Source organism: Maribacter sp. IgM3_T14_3 (assembly GCF_049603095.1).
In the GTDB taxonomy this organism is placed as follows: Bacteria; Bacteroidota; Bacteroidia; order Flavobacteriales; family Flavobacteriaceae; genus Maribacter.
In genome coordinates this window covers 1159620-1175000 of sequence record NZ_CP187138.1, presented here as the reverse complement: position 1 = coordinate 1175000, position 15381 = coordinate 1159620, and the positions used below count along the sequence as shown (strand labels likewise).

9 protein-coding genes and 1 tRNA gene (1 of these 10 cut by a window edge) are annotated in these 15381 nt (G+C 34.6%); 8 read left to right on the top strand and 2 right to left on the bottom strand.

Annotation, left to right across the window (positions count from 1 at the left end):
- A protein-coding gene (gene gltB, locus ACPF9A_RS05360) for a glutamate synthase large subunit (RefSeq protein ID WP_424002347.1) crosses the window boundary here: on the bottom strand, positions 1 to 3316 show its 5' portion. It extends 1193 nt beyond the left edge of the window; 3316 of the gene's 4509 nt are visible here — the first part of the coding sequence; the start codon lies at positions 3314 to 3316; the stop codon falls past the left edge of the window.
- Between the two features lie 320 nt (positions 3317 to 3636).
- The gene (locus ACPF9A_RS05355) at positions 3637 to 4776 is read right to left on the bottom strand and encodes an acyl-CoA dehydrogenase (RefSeq protein WP_424002345.1); all 1140 of its coding nucleotides are present in this window, start codon (positions 4774 to 4776) and stop codon (positions 3637 to 3639) included.
- A 336-nt stretch (positions 4777 to 5112) separates the two neighbouring features.
- On the opposite strand from ACPF9A_RS05355, the gene nhaD reads away from it, so the two are divergent.
- From nhaD to ACPF9A_RS05315, 8 genes are all read left to right on the top strand, one after another.
- Positions 5113 to 6483 (top strand): sodium:proton antiporter NhaD, encoded by a 1371-nt coding sequence (gene nhaD / locus ACPF9A_RS05350; RefSeq protein WP_424002343.1) that lies wholly within the window; start codon positions 5113 to 5115, stop codon positions 6481 to 6483.
- A gap of 52 nt (positions 6484 to 6535) precedes the next feature.
- Positions 6536 to 7225 (top strand): MotA/TolQ/ExbB proton channel family protein, encoded by a 690-nt coding sequence (locus ACPF9A_RS05345; RefSeq protein WP_133688941.1) that lies wholly within the window; start codon positions 6536 to 6538, stop codon positions 7223 to 7225.
- A 9-nt stretch (positions 7226 to 7234) separates the two neighbouring features.
- Complete coding sequence (locus tag ACPF9A_RS05340; protein WP_424002341.1) at positions 7235 to 7621, top strand: ExbD/TolR family protein; 387 nt, start codon at positions 7235 to 7237, stop codon at positions 7619 to 7621.
- Positions 7621 to 8559: an energy transducer TonB gene (locus ACPF9A_RS05335; RefSeq protein ID WP_424002339.1), complete on the top strand. Its 939-nt coding sequence runs from the start codon at positions 7621 to 7623 to the stop codon at positions 8557 to 8559. Before ACPF9A_RS05340 ends, ACPF9A_RS05335 begins: the two co-directional genes overlap by 1 nt.
- The gene (locus ACPF9A_RS05330) at positions 8556 to 9767 is read left to right on the top strand and encodes a bifunctional folylpolyglutamate synthase/dihydrofolate synthase (protein ID WP_424002337.1); all 1212 of its coding nucleotides are present in this window, start codon (positions 8556 to 8558) and stop codon (positions 9765 to 9767) included. Before ACPF9A_RS05335 ends, ACPF9A_RS05330 begins: the two co-directional genes overlap by 4 nt.
- A gap of 59 nt (positions 9768 to 9826) precedes the next feature.
- Positions 9827 to 9901, top strand: a tRNA-Val gene (locus ACPF9A_RS05325).
- 907 nt (positions 9902 to 10808) lie between these two features.
- Positions 10809 to 13907, top strand: coding sequence for a SusC/RagA family TonB-linked outer membrane protein (locus tag ACPF9A_RS05320; RefSeq protein ID WP_424002335.1), 3099 nt, complete (start codon positions 10809 to 10811; stop codon positions 13905 to 13907).
- A 21-nt stretch (positions 13908 to 13928) separates the two neighbouring features.
- On the top strand, positions 13929 to 15377 hold the full coding sequence (locus tag ACPF9A_RS05315; RefSeq protein WP_424002333.1) for a RagB/SusD family nutrient uptake outer membrane protein: 1449 nt from the start codon (positions 13929 to 13931) through the stop codon (positions 15375 to 15377).
- The last annotated feature ends 4 nt before the right edge of the window (positions 15378 to 15381 follow it).

Genomic DNA, 15381 nt, shown 5'->3' with positions numbered 1-15381 from the left:
AAGCTACGGCAACATCTCTACCTGTTTTTAATTGTCCGTCACATTCAAGAACAATTCTATTTCTTAAATCATTTAGAACAAGTGTTTGTTGGGCTTCGGCAATACCAAGCTCCCAAGGTAAACCACAATGTTTTAATGAGGTTAAAGGTGATGCTCCTGTACCACCATCAAAACCAGATATTAATACTACATCTGCTTTTGCCTTTGCGACACCTGCTGCAACAGTACCTACACCAACTTCAGAAACCAATTTAACATTAATTCTAGCTTTTCTATTAGCAGATTTTAAATCATATATAAGTTGAGATAAATCTTCAATCGAATAAATATCATGATGCGGTGGTGGAGAAATTAATCCAACATAAGGTGTTGAATTTCTTGTTTTCGCAATTTCAGGATTTACTTTTGGTCCAGGTAATTGACCGCCTTCACCAGGCTTGGCACCTTGAGCCATTTTTATTTGAATTTCCTTGGCGTTGGTTAAATAGTTAGAAGTAACTCCGAATCTACCAGAGGCAACTTGTTTAATGGCACTATTTCTCCAATCACCAGTAGAATTCTTATAGAACCTATCTTCATCTTCACCACCTTCTCCTGAATTACTTTTGCCACCAATACGGTTCATGGCAATCGCTAAATTCTCGTGTGCTTCTTTACTTATAGATCCGTAAGACATTGCACCGGTTTTAAACCTTTTTACAATTTCCGTCCATGGTTCTACATCTTCTAAAGGAATTGGGTCATAATTAGAGAATTCAAAAAGACCCCTAATAGTCATCAGGTTTTTAGATTGCTCATTAACCATATTTGAGTACTCCTTATAGGTGTCTGGCTCATTATTACGAACAGACTTTTGAAGCTTGGCAATGGATAATGGATTAAACATGTGTTTTTCACCATCTCTTCTCCATCTATATTCACCACCAATTTCTAAATCTAAATTAGCATCAATATGTTTTTTGCTAAAAGTCTTATGGTGACGTAAAGCAATTTCTTTTTCTATTTGATATAGACCAATACCTTGAATACGGGTTGGTGTATTCGGAAAATATTTATCAACCACCTTAGTATTGATACCAATACATTCAAAAAGTTGAGAACCTCGGTATGAGTTCAATGTTGAAATACCGATTTTGTTCATTACTTTCAAAATGCCTTTACCTACAGCCTTATTGTAATTTTTAATAGCATCGTCAAATGATATTTCTGTAATATCATGTTCTTCTATTTGCTCAGCGATAATTTCATTAACCAAATATGGATTAATAGCACTTGCTCCAAAGCCAAATAATAAGGCAAAATGATGTACTTCTCGCGGTTCTGCAGATTCTATGATAACACTTAGTTTAGAACGTTTACCGAGCCTTTGCAATCCGCTATTTACAAATGAACAAGCTAATAATGCAGGAATAGGAGCCATTTCTTCGGTAACATTTCTATCGGAAAGTATGATAATGTTTGCGCCTTCTTCTACTGATTTACGTGCTTGTTCCAAAAGAGCTTGAAGTGCATCTTCTAAACCGTTATGCCCTTGTTTAATAGGATATAACATCGGTATTGAAACCACTTTATAATCTGGACTAACATCGTAATTTTTAATTTTATCTAAATCTTCTTTAGAAATAACCGGGTTTTGAATTTTAAGCTTTCTACAGTGTAATTCGGTAAATTCAAAAATATTATGGTCGCTACCTAAAGTTAAACTGATATCTGTAATCAATTCTTCGCGAATACCATCTAAAGGCGGATTCGTAACTTGAGCGAATAATTGCTTAAAGTAATTATATATTAATTGAGGGCGCTGAGATAAAACAGCAATTGGTGTGTCTGAACCCATTGATCCAATTGGTTCTTTACCAGCTTTCGCCATTGGTAACACTATGGTGTTAATGTCTTCTAATGTATAACCGAAAACAGATTTCCTTTTTTCTAAAGTCTCTTCCCCTAAAAATAAAGGACAATCATTATAAGGTATGTCTTTTAAATGAACAAGGTTATCATCTAACCATTTCTGATAAGGGAATTTTTTTGCGATGTTCTCTTTAATTTCTTCATCGTTAATAATTCTGCCCTCTTCCATATTTACCAAGAACATCTTACCCGGTTGTAAACGACCATGAAATTCTACATTCTCTGGAGTAATATCTACAACACCAGTTTCTGAAGACATAACTACATAGTCATCTTTGGTTACGGTATAACGTGAAGGTCTTAGTCCGTTTCTGTCTAGAACAGCACCAATAAAGTTACCATCTGTAAAAGGAATAGATGCTGGTCCGTCCCATGGTTCCATCATACAGGAGTGATATTCGTAGAATGCTCTTTTAGCATCAGACATCTCTGCGTTTTTCTCCCAAGCTTCAGGAACTAGAATCATCATTACTTCTGGTAATGATCTACCGGTCATAAGTAAAAGCTCAACAACCATATCCATAGTCGCAGAATCTGATTTTCCAGGTAAAATTACAGGAAGTATATTTTTAATTTCATCACCGAATACGTCGCTCTTCAATAGCTCTTCTCTAGAGAACATTCGAGTTACATTTCCTCTTAAGGTGTTGATTTCACCATTGTGGCACATATATCTAAATGGTTGTGCCAGATCCCAAGTAGGGAAAGTATTTGTTGAAAATCTTTGGTGTACCAATGCCAGTCTGGTTACAACTCTAGAATCCATTAGGTCTGAATAATAAAGACTAATATCTAAAGGCATTAACAATCCTTTGAAAATAATTATTTTGGTAGATAAACTTGGTACGTAAAAGAATTTGCTTTCAGATAATTTTGACTTTATAATCGTGTGTTCCGTTACTTTTCTAGCAATGAACAATTTTAGGTTAAAATTAAAAAAGTCTTGTTCTTCGTTTTCTTTCGCAACAAATATTTGTTTTACAAAAGGCTCTGTTTCAGCCGCAATTCTTCCAGGTATTGATCTATTAACAGGTACATCTCTCCATCCTAATAATTTTAACCCTTGTTTTTTTATATTTTCTTCAAATACCGAAATACAAAAATCTCGCTGATTAGCTTTACGTGGAAAGAATATATTACCAACAGCATAATCACCAGCTTTAGGTAATTCAAAACTACACACAGCCTGAAAAAAATCGTGAGGTATATCTATCAATATACCCGCTCCATCACCTGTTTTACCGTCAGCACTTACAGCACCTCTATGTTCTAAACGTTCAAGAATTTCCAACGCTTTATGTATAATGTCGTTGGACTTCTTTCCTTTAAGGCTACAAATAAATCCAGCCCCACAGTTATCATGTTCAAATTCCGGTAGATATAATCCTTGCTTTTTCAGTGTCATCCTTTGTGGTATTTCTTCAAAAATATCAATTTAATTGAATTATATTCAACGATTTGAACAAATTCTAGTAAAAAACTCAACAGATTAAATAAAAGCTTAAAAAATCGATAATTATGGATTTTTAAAACCTTCAATTTATCAGATTGATAAATTTAAGTTAATATAACGTAAATGAAGGGTTGACTAAGGGGGTAAGTTGCAGTTTATGTAACTTTCTAACAATTAAGTCTAACTTTATTGAGAGGGTAACAAAGTTAGTATTGATTTAAAATAAAAACACCCCTATAAATTATAGGGGTGTTTATTGTAAAAGCACTTTTTTACTTCAGAATACTTCTTGAAATTACGATTTTTTGTATTTCTGAAGTTCCTTCATATATCTGAGTGATTTTTGCATCTCTCATTAATCTTTCTACGTGGTAATCTTTTACAAACCCATTTCCACCATGAATTTGAACGGCTTCAACTGTAGTTTCCATCGCAACTTTTGAAGCATATAATTTAGCCATAGCACCAGAAAGGTCATAATCATTACCATTATCCTTATCCATAGCAGATTGATATACAAGCAACCTTGCTGCTTGAATTTCGGTATGCATATCTGCAAGTTTAAAAGCTATAGCTTGATGATTGCTAATCTCTGTACCGAACGCCTTTCGTTCTTTAGAGTATTTTAAAGCTAATTCGTAAGCACCTGCAGCAATACCTAATGCTTGTGCAGCAATACCAATACGACCACCGGCCAAAGTTTTCATGGCGAACTTGAAACCGAAGCCATCTTCGCCAATTCTATTTTCTTTAGGCACTTTTACATCGTTGAATATCAAAGAATGAGTGTCACTACCTCTAATCCCTAGTTTATTTTCTTTAGGACCAATTTCAAATCCTGGAGCACCTTTTTCAATAATTAAGGCATTTATTCCCCTGTGTTTTTTCTCTTTATCGGTTTGGGCTATAACAATATATGTGCTAGCTGTGCCACCATTGGTAATCCAGTTTTTAGTACCGTTAACAATATAATGGTCGCCCATATCTATTGCTGTTGTTGTTTGAGAAGTAGCATCGCTACCAGCTTCAGGTTCAGAAAGACAGAATGCGCCAATTTGTTCGCCGGTTGAAAGCTTGGTAAGGTATTTTTCTTTTTGAGCTTCAGAACCAAATTTTTCTAATCCCCAGCAAACCAAAGAATTATTTACAGACATAATTACAGATGTAGAGGCATCAATCTTAGAAATTTCTTCCATAGCCAATACATATGATAAGGTATCTAAACCACTACCACCATAAGCTGGATCTACCATCATTCCTAAAAATCCGAGTTCGCCTAATTTTTTGACCTCTTTTTTAGGAAATCTTTGTGCATCATCACGTTCCACTACCTCAGGTAGTAATTCAGTTTGGGCAAAATCGCGCGCTGCTTGTTGAATAAGTTGTTGTTCTTCAGTTAAAGAAAAATCCATGTAAATTTTATAAAAGTTATCTTCTCAAAGATAAAGATATACTCGTTAAATATTCAACTTAAAAAGTCTCTTTTAATCGATTTTATAACAAATGTGGGTTTCAAATTGTGGAGAGATGACTATTTAACATTTTCTTATACGTTAAAATGTGGTCACTAAAAACTTGTTAAATTTAGAATAGTATCGATTTAAGTATTTGGAAGTCAAATAACTTCGGTATTATTGTCAATTCATTAGGAATTCACAGACAATTTTAAATATATTTGGAAGATTTATTTTTTAGAATTAGAACCTATATTTACAACTACTAACTAGTTACTCAAAAAACCAACTAATATGGAAACCATCATTGTTATTGTTTTTTTGGCAGGATACCTTGCCATTACCTTAGAACACAATCTTAAAATAGATAAATTAATTCCAGCACTAGCTATGATGGCTATACTTTGGGCACTGATCGCTCTTGGAATAGATGGTTATGAAAACTGGTTTGATTCAGCTCATCAAAGTCTTGTTGAAGGTTTTAAGGAATTCGGTCATTTAGATCGAATGCATATGATGGAGGAATCTCTTTTACATCATTTGGGTAAAACTGCTGAAATACTGTTCTTTTTATTAGGGGCTATGACAATTGTAGAAATAATTGATTATTTCGATGGTTTTGCTACGATAAAAGGCTTTATTAAGACAAAGGATAAAGGAAAATTACTTTGGTTGTTTTCAATATTAGCATTCATATTATCTGCTATTATTGATAACCTTACAGCTACTATAGTTTTAATAACAATACTCCAGAAGGTTATTAAGGATAGAGAAACTAAATTATGGTTTGCTGGTATGATTGTTATAACGGCTAATGCTGGTGGTGCTTGGTCACCAATTGGCGATGTTACAACAACAATGTTGTGGATTGCGAATAGAGTAAGTGCCGGTCAGTTAGTGCTTCATGTTCTTTTGCCGTCATTAGTTTGTATGATTGTACCTGTAGTGATTGCAAGTAGGTTTAAAGTGTTTAAAGGTTTGATTGATGGGGAATTAGATGAAGAAAAATCTAAGTCTAAGTATAGTGGAGTAATGTTATACTTAGGTCTAGGTGCTATTTTGTTCGTTCCTATTTTTAAAACAGTTACACATTTACCACCTTATGTTGGTATGATGTTATCGTTGGCTGTTGTAGCGACTTTCGCTGAAATATATAGTAATAAGAAGTTTAGTATCTCTTCAGTGGATCAAGAAGGTCAAGATAGTGAAGGTCACCATAGTCCTGTTCACCACTCTTTATCTAAAATAGAATTGCCAAGTATATTGTTCTTCTTAGGAATTTTATTGGCGGTAGCTGCTTTAGAGTCATTAGGAATACTTTTTAATGCTGCAGGTGCACTTAATGAAGCAATACCTAATACTGATATTGTCGTATTATTATTTGGTTTGGGGTCTGCGGTTATTGATAACGTACCATTGGTTGCTGCAAGTATGGGTATGTTTAGCGAGCCTTTAGATAATCCACTTTGGCATTTCATCGCATATTCTGCTGGTACAGGTGGTAGTATGTTGATTATTGGTTCGGCAGCAGGTGTTGTTGCTATGGGTATGGAAAAAATTGATTTTTTCTGGTATCTTAAAAAAATTGCATGGTTGGCATTCGCAGGTTTTATTAGTGGAGCCATAGTTTTTATATTGTTAAGAGATTTTGTACTTAACGTATAATTTAATTCGCAATTCATCGTTATAAAGGCAAATTCAATACTTAAAGAATACTATGTTATTATTCCAGGATTTGGCTCAAAATGCGAGCGACGAATTATTGTCTGAAGAGAAAACTCTTTCGGTTATAGATTTAATATTTAATGGGGGTACAGGTAGTGTCATCATTATTTCGGTACTATTTATAATGTTAGGTGTAGCGTTATATATCTATTTTGAGCGATTGCTTGCTGTAAATGCGGCATCTAAAATAGATAAGAATTTCATGAATCAAATTCGTGATTATGTTACTTCAGGTAAATTAGATGCGGCAAAACTGCTTTGTGCGCAAACTGATTCGCCCGTAGCTAGATTGACCGAGAAAGGTGTATCTAGAATTGGTAAGCCATTAGACGATATAAATACCGCAATTGAAAATGCTGGTACTTTAGAGGTATACAAGCTAGAGAAAAATGTAAGTATACTTGCTACGGTCGCAGGTGCGGCACCAATGATTGGTTTCTTAGGTACTGTTATAGGTATGATACTTGCCTTTCATGAAATGGCCAGTAGTGGTGGTCAAGCAGAGATGGGGTCTTTGGCTTCAGGTATTTATACTGCGATGACTACGACGGTAGCGGGTCTAATAGTAGGTATTATAGCTTACGTTGGGTATAACCATTTGGTGAATAGAACCGATAAGGTTGTTCATAAAATGGAAGCTAACGCGGTAGAATTCTTAGATCTATTAAACGAACCTCTTTAATTTTATTCTATGAAATTAAAAGGAAGAAATAAAGTCAGTCCAGACTTTAGCATGTCTTCAATGACAGATATTGTATTCTTGTTGTTGATATTTTTCATGCTAACGGCTAATTCACCGAACGCTTTAGATTTGTTACTGCCAAAGGCAAAAGGAAAATCTACAAATACCCAGAACGTTTCGGTCAGCATCGATAAGAATCTTCAATACTTTGTTAATGATGAACGTATCAATGGAGAATATATTGAGATAGAGCTTAAGAAGGCATTAGCAGGTCAAGATAATCCTACTATAATTTTAAGAGCAGAAGAAAGTGTCGCGATTAAAGAAGCCGTAAATGTTATGGATATCGCGAACAGAAATAATTATAAAGTTATTTTAGCGGTACGCCCCAACTAATGGCATTTTTAGACACAAAACATAAAAAGAAATCATTGACACTTACCACATTGTTGTTAAGTACACTGTTATTGGTTTTATTTTATATTGGTCTAACATACATGGATCCGCCAGAAGAGAATGGAATCTCGGTCAATTTTGGAACTATGGAATTTGGCAGCGGTAAAGTGCAGCCAAAAGAAAAAATACAATCAGAGCCATTAGATACTCCGCCAGTAGAACCTACAAAACAAGAGGTGGAAGAGGCTATTGAATTGCCTGAAGAAGAAGTAGAGGAAGCAACGGCTGAGAAGGAGGCCCCGGCAGAAAAATTATTGACTAAAGAAAACGAAGAGGCAATAAAAATTAATCAAGCTAAAGAAGCTAAAAGAAAGGCTGATGAGGCAGCTGCAGATGCCAAAAGAAAGGCAGAAGCAGTTGAGAATAAGAAAAAGGCAGAGGCAGCTAAAATTGCAAAACAAAAGAAAGATGCTGAAGATAAGGCTCGCCAAGAACAAGAAGCTAAAAAGAAGGCCTTAGATGCCATGATGGGCGGACTTAATAAGTCTGACGGTACAGCATCGGGTAGTGAAGGCGATGATAACAAAGCAGGAGATAAAGGTCAAGCAGATGGTGACCCTTACGCAACTAGTTATTATGGAAGTCCTGGTAGCGGAAGTGGAACTGGCGGATACGGATTAAACGGTCGTTCGTTAGTTAATAAGGGAAAAGTGCAGCAAGAATGCAATGAATCTGGTAGAGTAGTAGTGAAAATTGTTGTTGATAGAAATGGAAAAGTAATTAGTGCTGAGCCAGGTGTTCGTGGTACTACAAACAATAATCCGTGTTTATTAGAGCCAGCTAAAAAGACGGCATTCATGCACAAATGGAATTTAGATAGCAATGCCCCAAATCAACAAGTTGGTTTCGTAGTTGTTAACTTTAAGCTTGGAGAGTGACCTATAAAGAAACATTAGATTGGATGTTTGCACAACTTCCAATGTATCAGAATAAAGGTAAAGTAGCCTTTAATTCGAAACTAGATGGCATTACTTCATTTGCCGAACATTTAGATAATCCTCATACAAAATTTAAGAGCATTCATGTTGCCGGTACTAACGGTAAAGGCTCAAGCAGTCATTTACTAGCGTCTGTTTTGCAAGAAGCAGGCTATAAGGTCGGACTTTATACTTCACCTCATTTAAAAGATTTTAGAGAGCGTATTCGTGTTAATGGAAAAAAAATAGGAAAGAGTTGGGTGGTAGATTTTATTGCTCAAAATCAATCTTATTTTGTTTCTAACAAACTTTCATTTTTTGAAATGACAGTAGGTATGGCGTTCTCATATTTTGAATTTGAGAAAGTAGATATAGCGGTAATAGAGGTTGGTTTAGGCGGTAGGCTTGATTCTACCAATATTATTTTACCAGAGGTTGCTTTAATTACAAATATTGGCTTAGACCATGTTGATATGCTTGGTCGTACCATTCCACTAATAGCCAAAGAGAAAGCTGGTATTATAAAGTCTCATGTGCCTGTGGTTATAAGTGAATATAATGATGAGACAGCGCCAGTATTTAAGGCAAGAGCGAAAGAGGTAAATGCACCTATAGTATTTGCAGAAGATAATGAGTATCCACCTTATGAAATTGGCTTATTAGGTTCTTATCAAAAGAAAAATATAAAAGGTGTTTTAGCGACTTTAAACGTATTGTCTAATTTCAAAGTTGAAGAAAACGATATTGTTTTAGGATTAAAGCGAGTAATTGATAATACCAAATTAATGGGGCGTTGGCAACAAATTGGTGAAGAACCAACGATAATTTGTGATACAGCCCATAATAAAGAAGGTATATTTATAGTTTTAGACCAACTAAAAACGCAGCAATATGAAAATCTTCATATAGTAGTAGGTTTCGTAAAAGACAAAGATATTAGTCAAATTATACCTTTATTTCCTAAAAACGCAACCTATTATTTTTGCAAACCGAAAATATTTAGGGGGTTAGATGAAAATATTTTGGCAAACCTATTTTATGACCTCAATTTTAAAGGTGAGGTTTATAAGTCTGTAAATAAGGCATTTAAATCGGCGAAAAAAGACGCTAAAAAGAATGATTTTATATATGTTGGCGGTAGTAATTTTGTTGTAGCAGAAGTTCTTTAAAATTTTATTGATTTTTCTTTTGTGGAATGTAAAAGTATTATATATTTGCACTCCTTTTGGGGCTCTTAGCTCAGTTGGTTCAGAGCACCTGCCTTACAAGCAGGGGGTCACTGGTTCGAATCCAGTAGGGCCCACAGGTTAAAAGGCTTTCATGAAAATGGAAGCCTTTTTTTATTTTTAATACTTTCCTATTAGCTATACTTCTGTTATTTTAAATGGATTTTGCATCACTTGTTTAGGTGTAAAAATAGTTCTTGTTATTTCATATATAATTTCTTCAACCGATAGGTAATTAGATTTGGTAATTATCAATTATTTCTTGTAATCATTACTCCATCATCAAAATATCTTCCTTTATTTTCATCAAATTGTTATATAGGGTTGACTTAAAAAATCAAGTATAATACTGCGTAATATCAAGAAATTAGCTTTAAATAATAAATAATAATTTACCATTTGATAAATTATTATTAGCTGAAATTTTTTCAAGAGCTATTACTCTAATTGTGTCTCAATCATCCGCAGACCAATAAGTGTAACTGCTTACTTTAAAATTGTATAGCACAAGTTAATCTGCATCTATAATTATGAAATATCTAATTTAAGAAGGCTTTATTGTGTTAAATCTTAAATTTTTAAGGCTTTATTAGTTGAAGTAATTTTTTTTAACAAGATAATAACATATATTTGGTAAACCAGTTTGACGAACCAATTTGGTAAACCAGTTAAAATGTTACTTGAGACAAATTTTTACTAACTAAAAAAATAGACATGAAACCTTAAAAAAACGGCAGAAAAAAGGATGGGTGCTCGCCTTCTTTTTTTAATTGATAATCACTTTATTTAGAAAGGAGTATCACACAAACATGTAATTATTGCCAAAAGACTATTTTCTTACTATTATAAATGTTGAAATTATTAATAAATAGAAATAGGTGTATTGGTAGACTGAGGATTTTAATGTGAAAACAACATCACATTTGTAAGTTGATGCAAAAAAGGTATTAACAAATTCAATAGAACTAACTTAATTTAACAGAAATGAATTTTAGAATTAAACTTTTTATGATTGTAATGTTGCTGGTCAATGTGCAATTATTTGCTCAAGAAGCTTATAGCTTATCGGGTACTGTAGTAGATGTAGACAATGTGCCTATACCTGGGGCAAATGTACTTGTGGCGAACACAACAAAAGGTACACAAACAGATTTTGATGGTAATTTTACCATTCAAGTTGCTAGTGGTGATATGTTACGTATCTCATACATAGGGTATGGTACAGAATCTGTTGCTATAACAGCTCAAAATAATGTAAGTATTACTTTAAAGGTAGATACCAGTCAACTGGACGAGGTTGTTGTTGTTGGTTATGGTACACAAAAGAAATCCTCTATAACAGGTTCCGTATCTAAAGTGGTTAACAAAACCTTAGACCAAATTGCGGTTTCAAGGGTTGATGATGCTTTAATCGGACAAGTTTCTGGTGTGAACATACAAGCAACAAGCGCTGAAGCAGGTGCTGCGCCAACTATCAGAATTAGAGGTGTAGGTTCTGTGACAGCAAGTTCTGGGCCAGCATTGGTAATAGATGGAGTTGTGGTTAGTTCTGATTTTCTTGGAAATGTGGACATGAATGATGTGGAGTCTTTTGAAGTACTTAAAGATGCTGCCTCTGCTGCTATATATGGTAGTGAAGGTGCGAACGGGGTTATTTTGATTACTACTAAAAGTGGTAAGGCAGGTAAAACAAAATTTAGTTACCAAACCTATACAGGTCGTAAAGAAGCGCATGGTAGTGATGATTATAGAAAAAGTGTTTCGAAATGGGCAACTGAAGAACTTGCTGCTACAGGAGAACTTTCGAATGAAACTCAATATGCTCAATTGTTAGTGGCTACTACAGGTGTTGATAGAGATTGGCAAGATGTTTTCTTTGATGGTGGTAATATTACAAGCCATTCATTCTCTGCAAGAGGAGGTTCAGAGGATACAAAATTCAGTGCTTCTTTAAGAGCGTTACATGATGAGGGTGTAGTTATTACAGATGATTATAAATTGTATACTGCAAACTTAAAAATGGATACGAAGTTTGGCGAAAAAATGAGGTTTGGACTTAATGTTAGTCCTTCTTATTCAAAACAAAGAAGTTTGCCAACATCCATACATAATCCAATACGTCAATCTCCATGGTTGCCTATTTATCATACTGCAGAATCACTTCAATTTATAGATAGGGATGTATATCCAAATGTTGGAGTGGGTGATTACTTCTACGAAAATCACTTGTTAAATTTAGATATTAATGGTGACGGCAGTACAAGTAGACCACGTACCTCTGGTGATTCTAATCCTTATGCACAGTATGTAGAGCGTGAGCATTATGAATATAACACAAAATTGTTCGGTTCCTCTTATTTAAGTTACGAACTTTTTGATGGACTAACTGCTAAAACAAATTTAGGTCTAACTCTAGAACAACGTAAAAGAACAAGATGGGATGGTACCAAGCACCATGCCTCAGGTAATAGCAGGGCTCAATACAATTTACAAAACAGAGATCGTATTAGATTGGTTTTAGATAATACGCTGTCATACAGTAAAAGCTTTGGAAATCATGATTTAGACCTTTTAGGGGGTATGACTGTTCAGCAAAGAAGAAGTAACGAGAGTCAGGTTACGGGTAATGGGTATACTAACGATTTGTTGAAAAATCTAGAAGGCGCTACTGCAATTGCTGAATTTGATGAGATTAACGTACAGCTTAAAAAAGTAGGTTATTTTGCTAGATTAAATTATGCATATGCAGATAAATATTTATTCAATGCTTCTTTTAGGCGAGATGGTAGTTCTGTTTTTGGTTCTGACTTCAAGTATGGTGATTTCCCTGCGGTATCGGTAGGTTGGAATGTTGCAAAAGAGAATTTTTTGAAAGATAGCAAGTTGATCAATAGTCTAAAATTCAGAGCTAGTTATGGTTTAACTGGTGCAGAGAATTTTAATGTAGGTGATGATAATGTTAATCTTTATGCTTACCTAGCTTTATTAAATAATTCTAATGCTGTAGTAGATGGTAGTATCGTTACAGGGGTATCTCCACGAAATATTGCAAATGATCTTTTGAAATGGGAAGCTTCTGAGGAATTGACCATTGGATTGGATTATGGGTTTTTTAATAACAGAATATCTGGGTCATTTGATTATTACCAAAGAACAAGTAATGATTTGCTTCTAGAAAATCCTGTATCCTTCGTAACTGGTTTTAGCAGTGGTATTGTGAATTTAGGTGAAGTTCAAAATAAAGGTTTCGAACTTGAATTTAGGACTAAAAATATCTTGAGCGAAAAATTTAAATGGAGTTCTACTATTGTGGCTTCAACTAATCAAAACGAATTATTAAGTTTTGGAGATTCTAACAATGCACTAATTGAAGATGATTATGGAAGAAACTCGCAATGGATTAATCGTATTGGTGAGCCTATTTCTTCTTTTTGGGGTTACGTAGTAGATCCAACATATTCAGATGTAGAGTATAGAACAACTTACGTAGACAATCCATGGAACAGAATTAATGGTGAAGCTCAAGATACTAAAGTATTGGATTTGAATGGTGATGGTATTATTACCGCAGAAGATAAAACAATACTTGGAGATCCTTATCCAGATTTAATTTACAGTTTTACCAATGAATTTCAGATAGGTAATTTTGATTTTTCTTTCATGCTTCAAGGTAGCTTAGGGGCACAAGTAAATAATATTGGTGATGAATATTTCTACAACTGGTTCGGTAACCAAACTAGAAGTGGTGGTGCATTGCAGGCAGTTGCTGATGGTTATGTATCTGATGTTTCTTTTATTCAAGAAAAGGTATTGACTAGCGAGGTAATCGCAAGTGCTAATTACCTTTCATTAAGAAACGTTAATCTGGGTTATAATTTTTCGCGTAAATCTTTAGATAAATTTGGGTTGACCGGTTTAAGAGTATATGGAACTGCGCAAAACCTATTATATATCACTGCAAATGATTATCATGGTTTTAACCCAGAATTTGTAGATGGATCTAACCCAAGAGCTTATGGCTCTCAACGTGCAGGTACGCCTATATTTAGTACGTTAACCATAGGTATGAACATCGATTTTTAATTTTAATACACACAATACATTATGAAACATATAAAATTTTTAGTCTTTGCGATTACAGGTTCTGTTTTTTTGTCCTGTAGTGATGAGTTTTTGAGCCCATTACCAGAGACTGCTATAGCAGTAGAATCGTTTTTTCAAACAGACGCAGACGTACTATCCGGTATTTATGGTATCTATGACGGTTTACAAGGTGTTAATGAAAATACAGAAGGCAACGAAGCTAATGCCAATAGAGGTGTTCAATTAGAGCATCTTTTGACAGAGCATCGTTCTGATAATACAAGAACACAAACATTAGAAGGGTCGAAAGCCGATTTTCATAGATATGTAGTTGATGCTACTAATGTAGAATCTGAAGATTACTATCAATCAATGTATGAGGTAATTTTTAGAGCTAACAATATTTTAGATTATATAGATATTGCAGACGCGTCTAATCAACCAAAATACACAGCAGAAGCAAAGTTTCTACGTGCCTATGCCTACTTTAATTTAGTTCGACTTTATGGTGATGTGCCTTTGGTTACTGAAGTAGTATTGTCAGATGATAAAGAAGCGCTTTTTACTAGAGTATCGGTAGAACAAGTGTATGCGCAAATTGTATCAGATTTACAAGAAGCGGTAAGCGTATTGGATAATGGTTCTAAATCGAGAGCTTCTAGAGCTGCAGCACAAGCCTTATTGGCGAAAGTATACATGACACAACCTACCCGTAATTATGCAGGTGCACAACAATTATGTGATGCTATTATAAGTAGCGGTAGATTTTCGTTAATGTCAGATTATAATGATGTCTTTTACTCTGAGCTAAATGATGAAATTATTTTTGCAGTACAGTATGTAACGGGAAATGCACAAGAAAGTCAAGGTTTCTCGGCTGAGTTTACATCTACTTTTCGTCAAGGTGGCGATGATGGTCAAAATATTGTAAATGATAATTTAATTGCAGATTTCACTGCTTTTGGAGGGGATAGAACAAGTGTTTCCTATTTTACTTTCCCGACCAGAACAGAAGTAACTAAGTTTTTGCCAGATGGTTCAGATTTTTCAGTATTTCCTCCAACATATGGTAACAATGCACGTGATGCAGGAAACGATTATATCGCGATTCGATATTCAGATGTACTTTTAATGCGAGTTGAGGCTGCAATTGGAACAGGAACTAGCACGTCAGATTTAGGTGCGCTAATGGCTTTTCAAGAAGTAAAAGATAGAGCATTTCCAGATACCGCTCCAAACAGTGTGTCAAGTGTATCTAAAACAGAGCTGCTTGTAGAAAGACGTGTAGAACTAGCATTTGAGAATGAACGTTTTTTCGATTTGTTGAGGTTCGGAGTAGCAGATGCAGTATTGAGTGCACATGCAATTGAAGAGGGATACATTTTTACTTCAAGATCGTTACTGTTACCAATTCCAGAAAGTGAAATCAATTTAAGTGGAGGATTGTTAACACAAAACCCAGGGTATTAATATT